Origin of the sequence: Mycobacterium sp. WUMAC-067, from assembly GCF_020217485.1 — a bacterium.
Classification (GTDB): domain Bacteria; phylum Actinomycetota; class Actinomycetes; order Mycobacteriales; family Mycobacteriaceae; genus Mycobacterium.
Map to the genome: position 1 here is coordinate 19482 of NZ_JAEKMI010000001.1, position 19922 is coordinate 39403.

At 69.2% G+C, this 19922-nt stretch carries 21 protein-coding genes; 15 read left to right on the forward strand and 6 right to left on the reverse strand.

The window, feature by feature from the left end:
• Positions 1 to 6 precede the first annotated feature (6 nt).
• Positions 7 to 1251 (forward strand): glycosyltransferase family 4 protein, encoded by a 1245-nt coding sequence (locus JF781_RS00095; RefSeq protein ID WP_225326549.1) that lies wholly within the window; start codon positions 7 to 9, stop codon positions 1249 to 1251.
• 20 nt (positions 1252 to 1271) lie between these two features.
• Here the strand turns inward: JF781_RS00095 and JF781_RS00100 are convergent, their stop codons facing one another.
• The 3 genes from JF781_RS00100 to JF781_RS00110 all read right to left on the reverse strand — a co-directional run bounded on the left by JF781_RS00100 (position 1272) and on the right by JF781_RS00110 (position 3882).
• Entirely contained in the window at positions 1272 to 2351 is a 1080-nt protein-coding gene (locus JF781_RS00100; RefSeq protein WP_225326548.1) for an NAD-dependent epimerase/dehydratase family protein, read from the reverse strand.
• Positions 2352 to 2387: 36 nt separating this feature from the next.
• The gene (locus JF781_RS00105; RefSeq protein WP_225326547.1) at positions 2388 to 3071 is read right to left on the reverse strand and encodes a phosphodiesterase; all 684 of its coding nucleotides are present in this window, start codon (positions 3069 to 3071) and stop codon (positions 2388 to 2390) included.
• Positions 3072 to 3141: 70 nt separating this feature from the next.
• Positions 3142 to 3882, reverse strand: a complete 741-nt coding sequence (locus tag JF781_RS00110) for a hypothetical protein (protein ID WP_225326546.1) — start codon at positions 3880 to 3882, stop codon at positions 3142 to 3144.
• Between the two features lie 335 nt (positions 3883 to 4217).
• Here JF781_RS00110 and JF781_RS00115 point away from each other — a divergent pair, with 335 nt between their 5' ends.
• The 9 genes from JF781_RS00115 to JF781_RS00155 all read left to right on the forward strand — a co-directional run bounded on the left by JF781_RS00115 (position 4218) and on the right by JF781_RS00155 (position 12443).
• Positions 4218 to 4649, forward strand: coding sequence for an STAS domain-containing protein (locus tag JF781_RS00115; RefSeq protein ID WP_225326545.1), 432 nt, complete (start codon positions 4218 to 4220; stop codon positions 4647 to 4649).
• 297 nt (positions 4650 to 4946) lie between these two features.
• Entirely contained in the window at positions 4947 to 6071 is a 1125-nt protein-coding gene (locus JF781_RS00120; RefSeq protein ID WP_225326544.1) for a polyprenyl synthetase family protein, read from the forward strand.
• Between the two features lie 28 nt (positions 6072 to 6099).
• Entirely contained in the window at positions 6100 to 7620 is a 1521-nt protein-coding gene (crtI, locus tag JF781_RS00125; RefSeq protein WP_225326543.1) for a phytoene desaturase family protein, read from the forward strand.
• Entirely contained in the window at positions 7617 to 8570 is a 954-nt protein-coding gene (locus tag JF781_RS00130; RefSeq protein WP_225326542.1) for a phytoene/squalene synthase family protein, read from the forward strand. Before crtI ends, JF781_RS00130 begins: the two co-directional genes overlap by 4 nt.
• Positions 8567 to 8890, forward strand: a complete 324-nt coding sequence (locus JF781_RS00135; protein WP_225326541.1) for a lycopene cyclase domain-containing protein — start codon at positions 8567 to 8569, stop codon at positions 8888 to 8890. Before JF781_RS00130 ends, JF781_RS00135 begins: the two co-directional genes overlap by 4 nt.
• Positions 8887 to 9198 carry a lycopene cyclase domain-containing protein gene (locus tag JF781_RS00140; RefSeq protein ID WP_225326540.1) on the forward strand — a complete coding sequence of 104 codons (312 nt, stop codon included), beginning with the start codon at positions 8887 to 8889 and terminating at the stop codon, positions 9196 to 9198. The genes JF781_RS00135 and JF781_RS00140 overlap by 4 nt, the downstream gene beginning before the upstream one ends.
• On the forward strand, positions 9185 to 9910 hold the full coding sequence (locus JF781_RS00145) for a class I SAM-dependent methyltransferase (RefSeq protein WP_225326539.1): 726 nt from the start codon (positions 9185 to 9187) through the stop codon (positions 9908 to 9910). The genes JF781_RS00140 and JF781_RS00145 overlap by 14 nt, the downstream gene beginning before the upstream one ends.
• Positions 9907 to 11442 carry an FAD-dependent oxidoreductase gene (locus JF781_RS00150; protein WP_225326538.1) on the forward strand — a complete coding sequence of 512 codons (1536 nt, stop codon included), beginning with the start codon at positions 9907 to 9909 and terminating at the stop codon, positions 11440 to 11442. The genes JF781_RS00145 and JF781_RS00150 overlap by 4 nt, the downstream gene beginning before the upstream one ends.
• Positions 11439 to 12443: a DUF5914 domain-containing protein gene (locus JF781_RS00155; RefSeq protein ID WP_225326537.1), complete on the forward strand. Its 1005-nt coding sequence runs from the start codon at positions 11439 to 11441 to the stop codon at positions 12441 to 12443. Before JF781_RS00150 ends, JF781_RS00155 begins: the two co-directional genes overlap by 4 nt.
• On the opposite strand, the gene JF781_RS00160 is transcribed toward JF781_RS00155, so the two are convergent.
• Positions 12419 to 12649 carry a hypothetical protein gene (locus tag JF781_RS00160; protein ID WP_225326536.1) on the reverse strand — a complete coding sequence of 77 codons (231 nt, stop codon included), beginning with the start codon at positions 12647 to 12649 and terminating at the stop codon, positions 12419 to 12421. The two genes, JF781_RS00155 and JF781_RS00160, sit on opposite strands and share 25 nt — an antisense overlap.
• Positions 12650 to 12787: 138 nt before the next feature.
• Between JF781_RS00160 and JF781_RS00165 the strand changes: the two genes are divergently transcribed.
• Positions 12788 to 13372: a MarR family winged helix-turn-helix transcriptional regulator gene (locus JF781_RS00165; protein WP_225326535.1), complete on the forward strand. Its 585-nt coding sequence runs from the start codon at positions 12788 to 12790 to the stop codon at positions 13370 to 13372.
• 18 nt (positions 13373 to 13390) lie between these two features.
• Here JF781_RS00165 and fni read toward each other — a convergent pair whose 3' ends face one another.
• Positions 13391 to 14437: a type 2 isopentenyl-diphosphate Delta-isomerase gene (gene fni / locus JF781_RS00170; RefSeq protein WP_225326534.1), complete on the reverse strand. Its 1047-nt coding sequence runs from the start codon at positions 14435 to 14437 to the stop codon at positions 13391 to 13393.
• Between the two features lie 122 nt (positions 14438 to 14559).
• On the opposite strand from fni, the gene JF781_RS00175 reads away from it, so the two are divergent.
• The 4 genes from JF781_RS00175 to JF781_RS00190 all read left to right on the forward strand — a co-directional run bounded on the left by JF781_RS00175 (position 14560) and on the right by JF781_RS00190 (position 19120).
• Entirely contained in the window at positions 14560 to 16668 is a 2109-nt protein-coding gene (locus JF781_RS00175; protein ID WP_225326533.1) for an MMPL family transporter, read from the forward strand.
• Positions 16665 to 17144: a TspO/MBR family protein gene (locus JF781_RS00180; protein ID WP_225326532.1), complete on the forward strand. Its 480-nt coding sequence runs from the start codon at positions 16665 to 16667 to the stop codon at positions 17142 to 17144. Before JF781_RS00175 ends, JF781_RS00180 begins: the two co-directional genes overlap by 4 nt.
• 11 nt (positions 17145 to 17155) lie before the next feature.
• Complete coding sequence (locus JF781_RS00185; RefSeq protein ID WP_225326531.1) at positions 17156 to 18484, forward strand: deoxyribodipyrimidine photo-lyase; 1329 nt, start codon at positions 17156 to 17158, stop codon at positions 18482 to 18484.
• A gap of 87 nt (positions 18485 to 18571) precedes the next feature.
• The gene (locus tag JF781_RS00190; RefSeq protein ID WP_225326530.1) at positions 18572 to 19120 is read left to right on the forward strand and encodes a DUF4333 domain-containing protein; all 549 of its coding nucleotides are present in this window, start codon (positions 18572 to 18574) and stop codon (positions 19118 to 19120) included.
• Here JF781_RS00190 and JF781_RS00195 read toward each other — a convergent pair.
• Positions 19117 to 19854 carry an acyltransferase gene (locus tag JF781_RS00195; RefSeq protein WP_225326529.1) on the reverse strand — a complete coding sequence of 246 codons (738 nt, stop codon included), beginning with the start codon at positions 19852 to 19854 and terminating at the stop codon, positions 19117 to 19119. The genes JF781_RS00190 and JF781_RS00195 overlap by 4 nt on opposite strands.
• Positions 19855 to 19922 lie beyond the last annotated feature (68 nt).

Here is a 19922-nt window from a genome sequence, read left to right on the forward strand (position 1 = left end):
CACGACGTGAAAATCCTGATGGTGTCCTGGGAGTACCCGCCGGTGGTCGTCGGCGGGCTCGGCCGGCACGTGCATCACCTGTCCACCGCGCTGGCGGCCGCAGGCCACGACGTGGTGGTGCTGTCGCGCCGACCCACCGGAACCGATCCCCGGAGCCATCCGTCGTCCGACCACGTCAGCGAGGGCGTCCGGGTGATCGCGGCCGCGCAGGATCCGCACGAATTCGCCTTCGGCACCGACATGATGGCCTGGACGCTCGCCATGGGCCATTCCATGGTCCGCGCCGGGCTGACCGTCAAGCAACCGGGCCGCAACCACGCGTGGCGGCCCGACGTCGTGCACGCCCACGACTGGCTGGTGGCCCATCCGGCGATCGCGTTGGCCCAATTCTATGACGTGCCAATGGTTTCCACGATCCACGCGACCGAGGCCGGTCGGCATTCCGGCTGGGTCAGCGGTGCGCTCAGCCGTCAGGTGCACGCGGTCGAGTCCTGGCTGGTGCGTGAATCCGATTCGCTGATCACGTGTTCGGGGTCGATGGCCGACGAGATCACCGAACTGTTCGGCCCCGGGCTGGCCGAGATCACCGTGATCTGCAACGGCATTGAAACGGCGCGGTGGCCGTTCGCGGCGCGCCGGCCGCGCACCGGGCCCGCCGAACTGCTCTACCTGGGGCGGCTCGAGTACGAGAAGGGTGTGCACGACGTCATCGCCGCGCTCCCTCGGATCAGGCGCACCCACCCGGGAACCACACTGACCATCGCCGGCGAGGGCACCCAGCAGGGCTGGCTCATCGAGCAAGCCCGTAAACACCGGGTGCTCAAGGCGATTCGCTTCGTCGGCCACCTCGAACACGCCGAGCTGCTGGCCGTATTGCATCGCGCCGACGCCGCGGTTCTGCCCAGTCACTACGAGCCGTTCGGCATCGTGGCGCTGGAGGCGGCCGCGGCCGGCACCCCCCTGGTGACGTCGAACATCGGCGGTCTGGGCGAGGCGGTGATCGACGGTCAGACCGGCGTATCGTGTCCACCCCGCGACGTGACCCGGCTGGCCGCGGCGATCCGCACGGTGCTCGACGATCCGCGCGCCGCGCAACAACGCGCCCATGCCGCCCGCGAACGCCTCACGTCCGACTTCGATTGGCACACGGTGGCCGACAAGACCGCACAGGTGTATCTGTCGGCCAAGCGCGGCGAGCGGCAGCCGCACGCACGGCTCCCCATCGTCGAACACGCCTTGCCGGACCGGTAGCGGTTTTGACGGCGGGGCCCCTAGGGCACTTGCCGGACCGTGAGCGGGCCTTCGTGGACGTAGCGCGCGATGGCCTCGGCGAACGACCGCGAATGCAGGACCGGGCTGTGGGTCCCCGATTCATGAAGGAAGCCGTCGATGAGGTCGGCCAGCGCCGCCACCGCATCCCAGCGCGGCGACCATCCCAGCACGGTGCGCGCGCGGCCGGTGGCCAACAGCGGCAACGAAAACGCCATATCCAGCCAGCCGCGGTCCAGGGGCTGCAACCTCGCCCGCCACGACGCCTCCACCAGCAAGCCGAGCAGCGCCGACGGCACGTGCACGGGGCGTGCCCGCACCGCCCGCGCGATGTCGTCGCGCCCGACCGGCGGCTCGGCGGCCAAGTTGAACGCCCCCAGCGCGCAACCCTCGATCGCCTTGACGCACGCGTCGGCGACGTCTTCCGCGTGCACGATCGACACGCTCAGCGAGCGATCCAGCGGTAGCAACGGCAGCCAGCGCAGCCAATGCGGGTCCACGTACGCGGGCAGGGTATAGCGGCGCAGGCCCGGCGCGGCGTCGCGCTGCATGATGAATCCGGGCCTCATCCGGGTGATTCCGACCCCGTCGGGGTTGTGCCGCTCGTAGCCGTCGAGCATGTGTTCCACCGCGGACTTCGCCCTGCTGTAGGCGGAGGAACGGATGCCCGCGGTCGAGAAAGTCTCATCGACCTTCTGTCCATATCGCCCGGCGGCGTAGGTCCCCACCGACGACATGTGCAGCAGGTGAGGCACTTTGGCGTTGTGTGCCGCGCTCAATACCGCCGTGCTGCCGTCGACGGCGACGGCGTCTAGGTACCGCCTGTTGCGGGTGGGCTGAAATCCCCACGCCAGATGAACCACGCAGTCGGCTCCGCGAAAGACGTTGAGCAACTGAATCTCCACGCCCGGGTCGGCCAGGTCCAGCTCATGCCAGCGGACGAACCGGTACACGTCGTCCGGCGGCGGTCGCCTGCGGGTGATTCCGACGATCTCGTAGTCGGAGCCGTCCTCGGCGAGCCGGCGCAGCAGCGCGGTGCCGACATTGCCGCTGGCGCCGGTGATCACGATGCGCTTGGACACCGGTTACCTCCTTCCCACGCGCTCTCGCTCGCGTGGCTACGCATCGGCGTCCCTGCCGTCACGGCTGTTCCGATATGCGCGGGCACGCAGATCGGCGAGCCAGCGCGGGTGCAGGTTCAGGCCGGGCGCGGTGTTGACGACGGGATCGAACGACACGTCGTGATGGGCTTCGTCGTCGACGACGGTGGTCAGCGTCAAACGACCCAATGGTGTGAAATGCCCTCTGCCGCAGGCTTGGTCGAGTGTGATCTCAATATTTCCGCGTTCGAGACGGTTGCGGAAGGTGTCCAGCGACAGGCCGAGGCCGTCGATGTCGCCCGGGGTGCGGGCCCGAAGCCACCAATTGTTGTTCTGATAATGCAACGGCATCAGGGTGGTCAGGGTCCGGCCGTTCCACGACACGGTCGGCCGCAACGCCACCGCCCGGGACAGCACCCCCGACCCCGCGGACACCAGCAAGATGTCCCAGGGCTTTCCCGCCGGCCCCGGGGGCGGCAACCGGAAGGCCAGGCCGACGAAGTCGGGCAGCGCGCCGGGTGTGCCGCTGGCCTTGGATACCCGGGCAACGATCTCCGACGACGGGATCGGCAGGCCCTGACCCGCCGGGGCGACGCGTTCGACGAAGCCCCTCGCCAACACTCCGGTCGGATGAAAGAGCCGCTTGCCCCGGATCGCGGAGCCCCATTGGAAGGGCACCGCCACGAGTTCTAAAACGTTCACCGGCGGCGGATTCCCGTTCTGTGTCGGGGGAAACACGCGGTGCGGCCCGGGTCGCGTGACGACGGGGAAGTTACGGTGCCGCAAATACGCGAGGGGTGGTGTGCCAGTTGATCATGCGTAGAGCGGGGAGTTGTTGATGCCCGCCGGAGGAGTGGCTGTCGATGTAGACCTGGGCCATGACCGCCTGCCACGTCTCGAACTGCGGCGCAGACCTCCACATGCCCTCGTAAAGCCCAACGATGACGGCGTTGTTGTCGTCGGTCAGGGCGTAGACCGGGCCGCCGAAGTCACGACCGTCCACGACCATGTCGGCGATGGCGAAGCGGCCGTTGGTGACCGTGCCGACGGAGCCGCATCGTTGGCCCGTCGAGCGGCGCAGCTGACACACGGGCAGGCCCGGCTGCGCACTCAGGCCGGGCGTCGACCGCAGCCGGCGTCCCGTGGGCAACAGGTCCGAGGCCGTGACATTGCCTGCGAGAGCGATGACTTCGTATTCCACCGGCAGCATCGAGGTGTCCGCGGCCGAGTCCGTGTCGACCTGGCGACGGCCGAGGACCACGTCGCCGATCGGGTTGCGGTCTCGGTCGGTCACCATCGACTGCCCACCGTCACATTGCCCGCTGGTGAGCGCGACCCGCAGCCGCGGCTCGACCATTCCGACCATGCACACTGTGTTGCCCTGACGAATCTCCATTCCCGGAAACACGGTGACGCCGGGGTCGGCGGTGGCCCATCCCGGCGCGCCGATGAGCATCATCGCGGCAGCGGGCGCAACCGCTAACCGGCACCAGCGGCGGCCTTGCTTTTCCATTGGGCCGCACCACCCCTCGCGTCCGTCAAGGGATTCGACGCGTTTGTTACTTGGCCCGCGTATACCCCGCGGCCGGACGGCCAAACGCGCTTTCACCACCGGATTCACCAGCGGCCAGACGCGGTTGCCCACCGGCCGGAAAACGAAACGTTGCTCCTGAGCGAGGACGTTCGGCGCTAGGCTGCTGTCAGGTTGAGTTCACAGCTGCGTCTCTAACGGGAGCGGTGTGTAAAACACTGGTCACTCCCTCCTCACCACCATCGATAGGCGCTTCAATGGCTGCTCTTCACTCCGCGCATTCGGCGGACCACCATGATCCCGCACACTGCCGCCACATGGCCCAATTCGCCAGGGCACACGTATACGTTTATGCGCGCTGCCTCGCCACGGTGGTGCGCGTCGACGGCGAGGTCGATGCCGCGAATGCGCACGATCTCACCGACGCCATCCGCGGCTTCGCCCGGCTCAAGACCCCCGTGGTCCTCGATGTGAGCCGGCTGCGCTTCGTCAGCGTCGAGAGCTTTCGGGCGCTGCTGGTGCTCAACGACGAATTCCGCAAAGCCCGCGTGCACTGCAGCGTGGTCACCGGCACGGCGATGCGGCCACTGCTGCGCATCGTGCACGACAACGGGCTGGCGACCACCGACTCGGTACCGGAAGCCTTTCAAACCATCGAAGACATCCTGCGGGCCCGCCTCAGATTCATGTCCGACCTGCCTCGTCCCCGACAGCCGCGGAGCCAGGTCAGCCGCGGCGCCGCGTCGTGACCTCACCGCCGTTAAACCGCTGCACGAGTTCGTGTTTCGGTTCGATGCCTTAGTTCTCTCGAGGGTGACGCGGCGAGGTCGGACGTCGTCGCTCCAGGCCGGCGCGGCCCGGGTGAATTTCATCGAATGAATGTTTAAGTTATTGAACGAGGTGGTATGTCCTCCCGGGCGGCGCGGGGCGGAAACCAGGCGGCTCGCGCAGTGGTTTGTCCGCCTCGTCGGTGGGTATGACCGCGTGTGCCGGGGCCGCGCAGGCCCGGGCATTCCAGGCCGTTCGGGAGGGAGCGCTTGGGCAACATGGGAGCTTTGTCGTTTTCGCCGCCCACCGCAGCACCGCCGGTGGCGACGGCGTGGTTCGGCCGGACCGACTTCGGCGAGTGGCGGTCGAACCTGCGGCGGATGGTTTTGGTCCACGTCGCCGACTTCGTCGCCGAGCGACGGGCCGCCGAACTGGACGGGGCGGGTATCGAAGCGGCAGGCGACATCCTGGCCGACTTCGCCTCCGGCGGTAAGTGCCTGCGGTCGACGTTCATGTACCTGGGGTGGCTGTGCGGTGCGCCGCCCGACCCGGCCGCGTTGCGGGCCGCGGCAAGCTTTGAGTTGGTGCACGCGTTCGCGCTGCTGCAAGACGACGTCATGGACGGTTCGGACGTGCGGCGCGGCCGTCCGTCGGCGCATCTGCAGTTGGGGCGGTGGCACCGGGAGCGCGGATTGCCCGGCACCTCACGACGATTCGGCGAGTCGGCCGCCATCCTGCTCGGAGATCTGTGCCTGATCTGGGCCGAACAGATGCTGCGGGACAGCGGCGTCGACCCCCGGCGGCTGCAACGGGTGTGGCCGCGCTATGACGCGATGCGCACCGAGCTCGCGGTGGGACAGTTCGCCGACTTGACGAACGACGCGCGGCAGGCGCCCGGGCTGGAATTCGTGCTCGACGTGGCACGGCGCAAATCGGGCAACTACACGGTGCGCCGGCCCCTGGAGATCGGGGCGGCCATGGCCGGCTGCGACGCTCGCACGTTGTCCCAGCTGGGTTGCTACGGCCGCGCCCTCGGCGAGGCGTTTCAGCTGCGCGACGACGTGCTCGGCGTCTTCGGATCCCCCGCGGTGACGGGTAAGCCCGGCGCGGGAGATCTGCTCGAGCGCAAGGCAACCAGCGTCGTGGCGGCCGCCCACCAGCTGGCCGATCCGTCGACGCGCCGTGAACTCACCGAGCTGGCGAATCGTGAAGCCCTCGAGGACGACGCGATCGACAGGTGGAAGGCGCTGATCATCGAGACCGGGGCCCTGGGGTTGATCGAACGGATGATCGGCGACCGCGTCGCGTCCGCGCGCGCCCACCTCGCCGACGTGTCGATCGAGGAACCCGTTCGCATCGCGCTGGCCGAAATGGCGGCGGCCTGTACGGATCGCGGCGCATGAGCAATACCGACCCGGGAGCACGCTGACCATGCGGAGAATCGAAGGACGCACCGATCACGTCGTGGTGATCGGCGCCGGCCTGGCCGGGCTCTCCGCGGCCCTGCACCTGGCCGGACGGGGGCGCGCGGTCACGGTGGTGGAGCGCGAGCCGTGGCCGGGCGGGCGGGCCGGACGCCTCGACATCGACGGGTACCGGATCGACACCGGGCCAACGGTTCTCACGATGCCCGACATTATCGACCAGACATTCGCGGCCGTCGGCGAGACCCGGTCCGACCGGCTGGAGCTGTTGACGGTTGATCCCGCCTACCGCGCCGTGTTCGCCGACGGCAGCGCGCTTGATGTGCACAGCGATGCGGACCGGATGGTTGGCGCCATCGCCGAGTTCGCCGGGGCCGGGCAGGCGGCGGGCTACCGGCGGCTGCGCCAGTGGCTGACCAGGTTGTACCGCACCGAATTCGACGGATTCATCGGCGCCAATTTCGATTCCCCGCTCTCGCTGGTCACGCCGCAGCTGGCGCAGCTGACGGCGATCGGCGGCTTCCGCAAGTGGGACCGGATGGTCAAGCGGCACATCAGCGATCCACGGCTGCAGCGGATCTTCACCTTCCAGTCGCTGTATGCCGGGGTGGCGCCGCGCGACGCCCTGGCGGTCTACGCGGTCATCGCCTACATGGACACCATCTCCGGTGTGGTGTTTCCGCGAGGCGGCGTGCGCGCGCTGCCGGACGCCTTGGCCGCCGCGGCCGCCGATGCGGGTGTCCGATTCTGTTACGACGCAACCGTTACCGCGCTCGAACGCTCCGGCGGACGGGTCACGGCCGTACTCGCCGAACGGACCGGGCGCATCGCCTGCGACGCGGTGGTGCTGACCACCGAACTGCCCCAGACCTACGCGCTGCTGGGCCGCACGCCGCGTCGCGCCGTGCGGCTGCGCGCCTCACCGTCGGCGGTGGTGGTTCACCTGGGTTGTCCCGCGGTCGCCCCCGAGACGGCCCACCACACGATCCTGTTCGGCGAGGCGTGGGACCGGACCTTCACCGACATCATCCGCGACGGTCGGCTCATGGCCGACCCGTCGTTACTGGTGACCCGCCCGACGGCCGGCGACCCGGCCCTGGCCCCCGAGGGACGCGATCTGCTCTACGTCCTGGCCCCGGCGCCGAACCTGCAGCGGGGCGCCATCGATTGGTCGCGGACCGGCGGCGCCTACGCCGAAAGCCTCGTCGCACACGTCGCCGACCGACTGCTACCCGGATTGCAGCGAGACGCAACGGTTCTCGACGTCGTCACGCCCGCCGACTGGGCCCGTCAGGGCATGGCGGCCGGCAGCCCGTTCGCGCTCGCCCACACCTTCGGCCAGACGGGCCCGTTCCGCCCGGCCAACCTGGTCCGCGGCATCGACAACGCGGTGCTCGCCGGCTCCTCCACGGTGCCGGGCGTCGGCGTGCCGACCACCCTGATCTCCGGGCGACTCGCCGCGGACCGCATCACCGGGGCCGCCGAGCGGTCGACCGCCAACCTCGACATGAAAGCCGGTTTGCCATGATGCGCAGCGAATTGGCCGCCGCCGGAATCGACGATCCGCGGCTGCGCGACGGATATCGCCGGTGCCGGGAACTCAATGCCTCCCATGGCCGCACCTTCTTCCTGGCCACCCGGCTGCTCGCGCCCGACCAACGGCCACCCGTGCACGCGCTGTACGGCTTCGCCCGCTACGCCGACGACATCCTCGACGACCTCGATCCGCGGCTGGACGCCTCCGCTCGCGCCAGGCGGCTGCAGCAACTGTCCGAGCGCTTCTTCTCCGACGGCGCCCACCTCGACGATCCGCTGGTGGCGGCGGTTACCCACACCGCGCGGCGCTACCGGATCAGCGCCGCGCTGTTCGAGGACTTCCTGACCTCGATGCGAATGGATCTCACGGTGACCGACTATCCCGACCGCCAAGCGCTCAACCGCTACATGCGGGGCTCCGCGGAAGCGATTGGGCTGCAGGTACTCCCGATCCTGGGCACGGTGACGCCGGCCGAGGAGGCCGCGCCCTACGCGGCGGCGCTGGGCCGGGCCTTCCAGCTCACCAACTTCCTGCGCGATGTCGACGAAGATCTGGTGCGGGGCAGGGTCTACCTGCCCGCCGACGAACTCGCCGCCGACGGAGTCGATCGAGAGCTGTTGGGATGGTGTCACACGCACCGCCGTACCGACCCCCGGGTGCGCCGCGCCCTGGCCGCGCAACACGAAATCGCCTGGCAGACTTATCGATTCGCCGCGGCGGGAATCGCCACGCTCGCGCGTCGCTCACGACCGTGCGTGGCAACGGCGGCCGCCCTGTACGCAGAAATCCTGGACTGCATCGAAAGAAGCGAGTTCGCGGTGTTCGACCACCGGGCCACCGTGGGCAGGGCTCGACGGCTTCGGGTGGCCGGTGCGGGACTGATACGGTCGTGGCGGGCGCGAAATGGCGAGCGGGACGATCTCAACGCGGGGGCCGCATGAGCGATCGGTGGCAATACCTCGTTGTCCTGGCCACATGCCTGGCGATCACCGCGCCGCTGGAGACGTTGGGCCCCGGCGTCTACCGACAGTGGCGACGTCTCATCAAGGCGGTGCTGCCCGTCGCGGCGGTGTTCCTGATCTGGGACGAGATCGCCGTCGCCGCGCACGTGTGGACCTATGACGGCGCGTACCTCACCGGCGTGAGCATCCCGTTTCGGGTGCCGATCGAAGAGGTGTTGTTCTTTCTCGTCATTCCGGCATGCGGGCTGCTGACCTACAACGCCGTGAACGCCATCCTGGCAAAGGTCCACCGGCGATGACCGGCCTCGGCTACACCCTGCCCGCCACGCTGGCCGTATTCGCCGTCTGCGCACTGGAATTGGCGGTGCTGCGAACCGGACTCTTCCGCCGGCCGGCCTACTGGCTGTCGATGCTGATCGTCCTCGGTTTCCAGATCCCGGTCGACGGATGGCTGACCAAGCTGAGCTCGCCCATCGTCATTTACGACGATCGGCAGCTGAGCGGGGTGCGCTTCCCCTTCGACATCCCGGTCGAGGACTTTCTGTTCGGCTTCGCGCTGGTCACCGCGGTGCTGCTGCTGTGGGAACGGCAACGTGCGCGTCGGTGATGCGGGGCCCGCCCCCGGCGACCTGGCAGCCGCGTTCGACGCGGGCGCCGCGGCCTACGATCGGCTGGTCGGCGCCAGCCCGGGTTACCACGCGCAGCTGCTTTTGTCGGCCAGGCGGATGCGGATTCCGGCCCGCGGCAAGGGCTTACGGTTGCTCGACGCCGGCTGCGGGACGGGTGCTTCGACGGCCGCCCTGCTCGCCGTCGCGCCCGAAGCCGACATCGTCGCCGTGGACGCATCGCGCGGCATGCTCGACGAGGCGCGCGCGAAGGACTGGCCCGCCACGGTGCGGTTCGTCCACACCCCCGTCGAACGGCTGGCGGAGCAGGGGATCACCGGGCCGTTCGACGGCATCCTGGCCGCGTACCTGATCCGCAACGTCGCCAACCGCGACGACCAACTGCGGAAGTTCCGCGCGCTGTTGCGGCCGGGCGGCACTCTGGCGGTGCACGAGTATTCGGTGCGCGACTCCCCCGCCGCCACCCGCGTCTGGCACGCCGTCTGTTGGGGCATCATCATCCCGTCCGGCTGGTGGCGCACCCGGGACAGTACGCTGTATCGCTACCTGTGGCGTAGCGTGCTGGCGTTCGACGGGGCCGCGCGGTTCCGGGCCCGCCTCGCCGACGCCGGCTTCACCGCCGTGCACAGCGAGACGATGCCCGGCTGGGAAGCCAACATCGTGCACACTTTCCTGGCGGATGCGCCGTCATGACCGCGCACGCCACCGATCGTCGACGCCGAACCTTGCCCGCACCAACGGGATTGCCGGACGCCGGCGCGCTGCCGTCACGCCCCCGCATCGCCGTCGTCGGCGGCGGGATCGCCGGCCTGACCGCCGCCACCGGGCTCGCCGAGCGCGGCGTCGCCGTCGACGTCATCGAACGCGAGCATTACCTCGGCGGTCGGGTCGGCGGCTGGACCGAACACGACGGCGGCGCCGACCTCGCGATGAACCGGGGCTTCCACGCCTTCTTCCGGCAGTACTACAACCTGCGCGCCCTGCTGACGCGGATCGATCCGGAATTGCGGATGCTCACCCCCGTCGACGACTACCCGCTCATCGACGGGTCGGGGCGGCGCGACAGCTTCCGCGGGCTGCCGCGCACCCCTCCCTGGAACGCCGTCGTCTTCGCCGCGCGCAGTCCGACGTTTCGGCTTCGTGACTTCACCCGCATCGACGCCCGCGCCGCCGCGCCCCTGGCCGCGGTGTCGGTGCCGGACACCTACGAGCGCCTCGACGACATCGACGCCGCGGCGTTCCTCGAAAACATCCGATTCCCGGAGGCCGCACGGCATCTGGCGTTCGAGGTGTTCTCCCGCAGCTTCTTCGCCGACCCCACCAAGCTGTCCGCGGCCGAGTTGGCGACGATGTTCCACATCTACTTCCTGGGATCGGCCGAAGGGTTGATCTTCGACGTTCCGTGCGCGAACTACGACAGCGCGTTGTGGCAACCCTTGAGCGGCTACCTCGAAGGGCGCGGGGTGCGGTTTCGACTCGGCACCGACGCCCAGAGCATCGACACCGGGCCGGCGGGACACTTTCGGGTACACACCGATTCCGACGAACCTCTCGACGTCGACGCCGTGGTGCTGGCCACCGACGTCGCGGGTCTGCAGCGAATCGTTGCGGCATCGAGCGGCCTGGGCACCGATGACTGGCGGGCCCAGATCTCGCGGCTGCGCACCGCGCCGCCGTTCGCCGTGCATCGGTTCTGGCTCGACCGCCCCGTCTCGGCGCGGCGGCCGGCATTCCTTGGCACGGCCGGGCACAAGCCACTGGACAACATCAGCGTGTTGGAACGCTACGAACGCGAGGCCCGCACGTGGGCGCGCACACAGCGCGGCTCCGTCGTCGAATTGCATTCCTACGCCCTGGATTCGGCGCCGTCGCGCGCGGCCGCACTACGCCAGCTGCACACGGTCTACCCGGAAACGGCTGCGGCACAGATCGTTCACGAGAGGCTGCTGCATCGCAGCGACTGCCCCCTGTTCTCGCCGGGCTCCTATCCGGACCGCCCCGCGGTGACCACCCCGACGCCGGGCCTGGTGTTGGCCGGCGACGCCATCCGAATCGACCTGCCGGTGGCGCTGATGGAGCGCGCCGCCACCACCGGCTGGTGCGCCGCGAACCAACTGCTGACACGGTGGGGACTGGCCGGGCACCCGTTGGCCACGGTACCCACCGAGGGCCGGTCACCACTGCTGCGATGGCTTGCCACCCGCCAGAGAGTCGCCCGGCGATGAACATCCGCGACCGGCTGCAAACCCTGCGAGAGCGCTCCAAAGATTGGCCCCTGCAGGTGATCCCGCGTGTGCCGTGGGCCGATCAGCGCCCGACCTATCGCGACGCACAACCCGCCCTCATCGAGGCCGCGCTGCGGCGCTCCCAGCACCGGGCCACCGGCAACTGGTACGCGTTCGCCGCCAGCCGGCAGGTGGTCGGCGGGCGACCGTTCGGCGCGCGCGTCGCCGGCGTCGAGGTCGTCGCCTGGCGCGACGAACGGCACCGACTGTGCGTGGGGCCGCGCAGCTGCCCGCACCTGGGGGCCGACCTCGCCACCGGGACGGTGCATCGGGGCACGCTGGTGTGCCGGTGGCACGGACTGACCCTGGACGGCCGCGCCCGCGAATTCGGTTGGAGCCCACTGCCCGGTCACGACGACGGCACCCTGGTCTGGGTGCGGCTCGATGCGGTCGGACGCGAGACGCCACTGGAGCTTCCGGTGATTGCGGACCGGCCGACCGGCGACACCCTGGCCGCCGTCGCCCGCATGGAGGGCGTCTGCGAACCCATCGACATCATCGCCAACCGGCTCGATCCGTGGCATGGCGCATGGTTTCACCCGTACTCGTTCACCCGGCTCGAGGTGCTCAGCACGCCGACCGAACACGCCGACCGCTTCTTGGTGGCCGTGACCTTCCGGATGGGACGCCTGGGGGTACCCGTCGTCGCGGAGTTCAGCTGCCCGGAGGCCCGCACCATCGTCATGCGCATCGTGGATGGGGAAGGGACGGGCAGCGTCGTCGAAACCCATGCCACCCCAATCGGTTTGGGACCCGACGGCCGTCCCCGCACCGCCGTCCTGGAAGCCACCATCGCGCATTCGGGGCGGCCCGGGTTCAAGCGGGCATCTCGGGTGGCGCCGCTGATCACACCGCTGATGCGCTTCGCGTCCAGCAGGCTCTGGCGCGACGACCTCGCCTACGCCGAGCGCCGCTATCAGGTCCGCGGCGGTGCCGGATAGCGGGGCGCAGCGTGCGCCGCCGATTCCGGCCCGCCCCTGCGACCGGCCGTCCGCTTCCACACCATCCACAGCGCCCCCACCAGCAGGACCGCCAGCACGATCACCGTGGGCCACACGGCCAGCTGGGCAAGCCACAACCGTCGTTGCAGGCGCAGCACTTTGCGCCCCGCTCGGCGCAGGCGTTGCGATGTCTCGATCAAAGTCATTGCGCATCACATACCCGGGGCGCACCCGTTCAAACCGGCGCGGTGACCACAGCACCGTGACCAGGGTGCCGTAGGCTGATGGCCACTGACCGGACCGGAAACGCTGGTCGGCGTATCTTGCAAGAAGGATGCGGGTAAGTGACCAAGCGCGCCGCCGCTGATCGGCGAGTAGATCGAGCCGAACTCGAGAAGTTGGTGTCGGCCGACATGCGTGCGATCACCGCGCAATCCGACCGCATCGGCCGGCACTTCGCTCGCCAAAACGACGTCAGCGGCACCGACTTTCACGCGTTACTGCACATCATGGTCGCCGAAACCGCCGGGACGCCGTTGACCGCGGCGCAATTGCGCCGGCGCATGGACGTTTCACCGGCCGCCATCACCTATCTGGTGGACCGCATGATCGAGGCGGGCCATGTCCGGCGCGAGCCCGACCCGGAGGATCGCCGCAAGACGCTGCTTCGCTACGAGAAATCGGGGATGGCGCTGGCTCGTTCTTTTTTCACTCCCCTTGGCGCCGAGCTGCGTACCGCCCTGTCCGACCTGCCCGACCGCGACCTGACGGCGGCCCATCGTGTCTTCGCGGCGATGATCGAGGCGATGTCCACCTTCGAATCCCGGCTCACCGCACCAACTCCCAAGAAGTCGACCGCCACCGACAGTAAGAGCGCCGCGCCAAAAGGCCGACGCAGCGCGGCAACGGCGAGCCGCACGCCCGGCTGACGGCCACGTCGCGCGAAGCTACGGCAGCGCGACGAGATCGACCTCGCGCAGGCCGGCAAGGTTCGCGACTCCGCAGCCGTGCAGGCAAACCCGAAGCTCGTCGATGAACGGCTGCAGCCAATCCACCACGGCGGCGGCGGATTCGATCGCGGCTCCCAGCAGCGGCCGGGCCACCGCCACGACGTCGGCGCCCAATGCGATCGCCTTGGCCGCGTCCATCCCGGTCCGGATGCCCCCGGAAGCCACCAACGGGATCTCCGGCAGCACCTCGCGCACCTCCAGGATCGCCCGCGCGGTGGGGATGCCCCAGTCGGCCAACTCCGGATAGCGCAGTTCGCCGTAACGCACGAACTGCTCCACGCGCGACCACGACGTGCCACCGGCGCCCGCCACGTCGATCCCGGCAACCGGGACGTTGCCTTCGGCCCCAAGAAGTTCCGCCACCGCGGCGCCGCCGATCCCGTGGCCGACCTCCTTGAGCAACACCGGGTGGCCGAGGGCGCCGGCCACTTCTCGCAGCCGATCCACCGAGCCGGAAAAGTCGGTGTCGCCGTTGTGTTGCATCGCTTCCTGCAACGGATTGGTATGCACGGCCAGCGCGTCCGCGCCCACCCGATCGAGTGCCTTCGCCAGGTCCGGCACCGCCGCGCCCGCCAGTTGAGATAGACCGATATTGCCGAACAGCAACACATCTGGGGCGACGTCGCGAACCGCGAAGCTGTCCGCGGCGCGCTCCCCCAGCGCGCTGTCCAGCATGATGCGCTGCGAGCCGAGCATCATGCCGACGCCCAGCTGTTGGGCGGCCGCGGCCAGGTTCCGGTTGATCGTCCCGGACAGCTCGGCGCCCCCGGTCATCGCGCCGATGAGGATCGGAGACCGCAGGTTGACACCGAAAAAGTTGGTGGACACGTCGATGTCGCCCAGGCTGGTCTGCGTGAGGGCGTTATACGGCAAGCGATACCGGTCCAGGCCGGTGGTGACCCCGTCATAGCCGACCGGTTCGCCCAGGCACACATCGATGTGGCGCCGCTTGCGATTCTTCATCGCGCCACGGTCGAGGGTCATCGCCGGCAACCCGCTGCGTCCATAATGTCCATAGTGCCCCCTGGTGCACACCGCCTTTGGTGTGCCGTGGCGATGCATCATTTCAGTTGATTAATGTTTAACAAACTGAAAGGCTTGTGTTCGTGGTGTGGGAACCCTTGGCCGCCGCCGTGACGGGTCGACGCTCGTGGCTGCTCGCGCTGGTGGCGGCGCTGCTGGGCGTCGGCTTCATGGTGCTCATCGGCGGGAACGCGGCGGCGGGCCAGTCGCCGAAATCGCTTCCCGACGACTCGGCCTCCGCCGAAGTGGACGCGCTGTCCCGGCAGTTTCCCGGCGGCGACCGCGCGCCCCTGATCGTGGTCGTCAGCCGCACCGACGGTGCGGTGCTGAGCCCCTCCGACATCTCCGCCGCCCGAGCGGCCCGCGATCGCGCCCACGCCGCCGCGCAACCGGGCGGGGCCGACGGCGCGGCGCCCGCGCTGCCGTCGAACGACGGCAAGGCCGTCCTGGGCATCGTGCCGATCAGCGCAGGCCTGTCGGGTCTCGCCCTCGGCGACACCGTGACCGCGCTGCGCACGGCCGCGGCGACGGGCCTGCCCGCGGATCTGCGGGTTCACATCACCGGCGGCCCGGCGTTCGGCGCCGACATTGCCGGCGCCTTCACCAACGCCAACATCACCCTGCTCGCCGTGACGACGTCGGTGGTGGCGCTGCTGCTGATCGCCACCTATCGGTCCCCGGCGCTATGGGTGGTCCCCCTGCTGGTCGTCGGATTCGCCGATCGGGTCGCCGCCGCGGTCGGCACCGCGGTGGCGTCGGCGACCGGGTTGAGCTTCGACGGCGCCACGTCGGGCATCACCAGCGTGCTGGTGTTCGGGGCGGGCACCAATTACGCGCTGCTGTTGATCTCCCGGTATCGCCAAGAGCTTCGGCGCCAGTCCGGGCACCGTGCCGCCTTGCGCCACGCCGTGCGCCGGTCGGGCCCGACCATCGTGGCCAGCAATGCCACCGTGGTGCTGGCCCTGCTCACGCTGCTGTTCGCCGCCACCCCGAGCACGCGCAGCCTGGGCGCGTTGGGGGCGTGCGGCCTGGTGGTCGCCGCGGTGTCTGTGCTCGTCATCCTGCCGCCGATCCTCGCCCTCTGCGGCCGCCGATTGTTCTGGCCGTTCATCCCGCACGCCGGGGACGACGCGGCCCGGGATTCCGGTGCGTGGCGCCGCATCGCGGAAGGGGTGGCCCGTCGTCCCGCACTGGTTGCGGTGATCGCGATCGCGGCCCTGGCCGCCCTGGGCACGGGCTTGTGGGGAACCCGGATCGGGCTGTCGCAGACCGAACAGTTCCGGGTGCATGCGGATTCGGTGTCCGGTTACACCGTTGTGGCTGAACACTTCCCGGCCGGCCTGGCCAACCCCACGCTGGTCGTCGCCCCCACCGCCCACGCGTCGTCCGTTCGGCAGGCCATCGGGACCACGCCCGGGGCGGTCTCGGTGACCGAGTCCGGCCGCTCGGAAACCGGGTTGACGAAATGGTCGGTGGTGATCGACGCACCGCCGTCATCCAACCAGGCATTCGGCATCGTTGCCGCCCTGCGGAATTCGACCCGGGCCGCCGACCCCGGTGCGCTGGTGGGCGGCGCCGACGCGCAGGCCCTCGACATCCGGGATGCGGCCACGCATGATCGCGTGCTGCTGATCCCGGCGATCCTGGCCGTCATCCTGGTGGTCCTGTATGTGTTGCTGCGATCGGCCCTCGCCCCGCCGACCCTGCTGGCCGCGACCATCCTGGGCGCCCTGGCCGCGTTGGGCATGGGCGGCTGGGCGAGCATCCACGTCTTCGGCTTTCCGGCGCTGGACAACACCACCCCGCTGTTCGCCTTCCTGTTCCTGGCCGCCCTCGGCGTGGACTACACCATCTTTCTGGTCACCCGGGCCCGCGAGGAAGCCGCGCAGCACGGCGCGCGCGACGGGATGGTCCGCGCGGTGTCGGCCACCGGCGGCGTAATCACCAGCGCGGGAATCGTTTTGGCCGCCGTATTCTGCGTGCTCGGAGTGTTGCCGTTGATCGTCCTGACGCAGTTGGGGATCATCGTCGGCCTGGGCATCCTGCTCGACACCTTCGTGGTGCGCACGCTGGTCATCCCGGCGCTGTTCACCCTCATCGGCGACCGGATCTGGTGGCCCAACAGCCCTACCCACACCGAACCCGTTGAGCAGCAAGCGGATCGGGCCCAACGCGAACGGAGCACCCCGTGAACAAATCGATCTTGGGCGCGACATCCCTGGGCGTCGCCGCAGCCGCCGGCGCCGGCAGCGTCGCCAGCGCCGACGCCGCCTCGCCGTGGTATTCGCGGCTTCACAAGCCCGCCTACCAGCCGCCCCGCGCCGCCTTCCCCACGGTATGGACCACGCTTTACGGGGACATCGCGGCCACGTCGGCGGTGGCCATCGACCGGTTTCGCGCAACCGGGCAGCACGGCAAGGCGCGTCGCTACGCCGCGACGCTCGTGGTGAATCTGCTGCTCAACGCCGGGTGGAGTTGGCTGTTCTTCCGGTACCACAAGCTCGGCGCGGCCGCGGTCGGTGCCGCGGCGCTGACGGCCAGCAGTGCCGACCTGGTCAGGCGCACGGCCGAAGCCACCCCGCGGGGCGCGCTGGCGCTGCTGCCCTATCCGCTGTGGTGCGGCTTCGCGACCGTTCTGTCCACCCACATCTGGCGGCTCAACCGTTAGGGAGCCGAATCATGCCCGCGCTGTTGTGGTTTCGCCGCGATCTGCGGCTGCGTGATCATCCGGCGCTCCTCGCCGCGGCCGAGAGCGACGAGGTGCTCGCCTGTTTTGTGCTCGATCCGCGCCTGGAAGGCTCGTCGGGACAGCGCCGGCTGCAGTTCCTGGGTGACTCGCTGCGGCGGCTGCGCGACGACCTGGATGGGCGCCTGCTCGTAACCCGCGGGCGGCCCGAGACACGGATTCCCCGCATTGCCAAGGAGTTCGGCGCGTCGTCGGTGCACATCTCGGAAGACTTCGCGCCGTTCGGAACGCGCCGCGACGAACGGGTGCGGGCCGCATTGGGCGCGGTCCCGCTGGTGGCGACGGGGTCACCGTATCTCGTGTCGCCCGGACGCGTCACCAAGCCGGACGGTTCGCCCTACCGGGTGTTCACCCCGTTTTTGCGGCGGTGGCACGAAACCGGCTGGCGGGCGCCGGCGAAATCGAGCGCCACGTCCGCGCGCTGGCTGGATCCGCGGCGCCTGGGGATAGAGCGCTGCGAAATCCCTGACCCCGGCGTCCGGCTCGATGTCGCCGCCGGCGAGGCGGCGGCGCGCACCCAGTGGGAGTCCTTCGTCGGCAACGGATTGAGAACCTACAGCGCCGACCGTGACCGGCCCGATCTGGCAGGCACCAGCCGGATGTCGGCGCACCTGAAATTCGGCACCGTCCATCCCCGCACTCTGGTTGCCGACCTGGACACGCGCAGCGGCGGGGCGCAAGCGTACCTGCGGGAGTTGGCTTTTCGCGATTTCTACGCCGATGTGCTGCACCACTGGCCGGCGAGCGCGTGGCGCAACTGGAACGGCGCTTTCGACGGCATCAAGACCGACGCCGGCGCCGAGGCGAAGCGCCGCTTCGCGGCGTGGAAGGCCGGCGAAACCGGTTTTCCCTTCGTCGACGCCGGGATGCGTCAGCTGCGGGAGACCGGGTTCATGCACAACCGGGTGCGGATGATCGTCGCGTCGTTTCTGGTCAAGGACCTGCACCTGCCATGGCAGTGGGGCGCCGAATGGTTTCTGGACCAGCTCGTGGACGGCGACATGGCGAACAACCAGCATGGTTGGCAGTGGTGCGCGGGCTGCGGCACCGATGCCGCGCCCTACTTCCGGGTGTTCAACCCGACGATGCAGGGCGAAAAGTTCGATCCCACAGGCGATTACATTCGCCGTTGGGTGACCGAGCTGCGCTCGGCGCATGACGCGCACTTGCGCAAGGGCGAGCGGCCGGACGGTTACCCGCAGCCCATCGTCGACCACGCCGCCGAACGGGCCGAAGCGCTGCGGCGTTATCAGCGCATCTGAACTCGGTGTTCGTTAGCCCGAGCGTGCACCCGGAGCCGGTTGGCGTGCCATGATCGGACGATTCGGTCAAGCCATCGGGAGCCGACAATGACCATCTCCCTCATCCGCGTGCTGATCTCGGGCGCCGCCGCCGGCCTTACCGCGGTGATCACGGGCTGTTCCTGCTCGATCGGTTCGTCGCACGCGGTGAGCAGGAGCGATGTCGCCGGCCAAATCACCGCCAAGATGACCGACGCCGCCGGCAACAAGCCCGAGTCGGTGAACTGCCCGAACGACCTGCCCGCCAAAGTCGGCGCGCAGGTGAACTGCGAAATGACGGTGAAGAACCGGCCGTTCGGTGTCAGCGTCACGGTCACCCGCGTCGACGGCAGCGACGTCAAGTTCGACATGGTGGAGATGGTCGACAAGAACCAGATCGCCGCCGCGATCAGCGCCCAGCTCGGCCAGCGGGTGGGCAGAAAACCGGACTCGGTGACCTGCCCCGAGAACTTGAAAGGTGTTGCGGGCGCGACGCTTCGGTGTCAGCTCACCGACCGCGGCGCAAAGTACGGCGTGCTGGTGACCGTCACGAACGTCGATGCGGGCGACGTCAATTTCCATTTCAAGGTCGACGACCGGCCCCAACCAAATAGCTAGCGGGAGGCCTTTTTCCGTTCGATGTCGGCCAGGGCGGCGGCCAGCTCGGCACGCTGCGCGGCCGAGCTCTCCCAGGCGAGCTGGCGGTTCTTGACCACCTTGGCCGGCGCGCCGACCGCAATCGAGTAGTCCGGAATCACACCGCGCACCACCGCGTGAGATCCCAGCACGCAGCCGCGCCCGACGGACGTGCCCCGCAGCACCGACACCTTGACCCCCACCCAGGTGTCCGGGCCGATCCGCACCGGCGACTTGACGATGCCCTGATCTTTGATCGGCAGGTCAATGTTGTCCATGCGGTGGTCGAAGTCGCAGACGTAGCACCAATCGGCCATCAACACCGAATCCCCGAGCTCGATGTCGAGGTAGGCGTTGATGACGTTGTCGCGGCCCAGCACCACTTTGTCGCCGAAGCGCAGCGAGCCCTCGTGTGCGCGGATGGTGTTCTTGTCACCGATGTGGACCCAGCGGCCGATCTCGAGCTGCGCGAGCTCGGGCGTGGCATGGATTTCCACGCCCTTGCCGAGAAACACCATGCCGCGGGTGATGATGTGCGGGTTGGCCAGCTTGAACTTCAGCAATCGCCAGTAGCGCACCAGGTACCACGGGGTGTATGCGCGGTTGCGCAGCACCCACCTCAGCGAGGCCAACGTGAGGAACTTGGCCTGGCGCGGGTCGCGCAGGTTCGATCCACGCCAGCGGCGATGGACCGGAGCGCCCCACATGCTCGTCATGGCCGGAAAGCCTAGTCGAGGGGCCAAGCGATACCCTCACGTGTACTCGATCGCCGCACCTGCGCCCG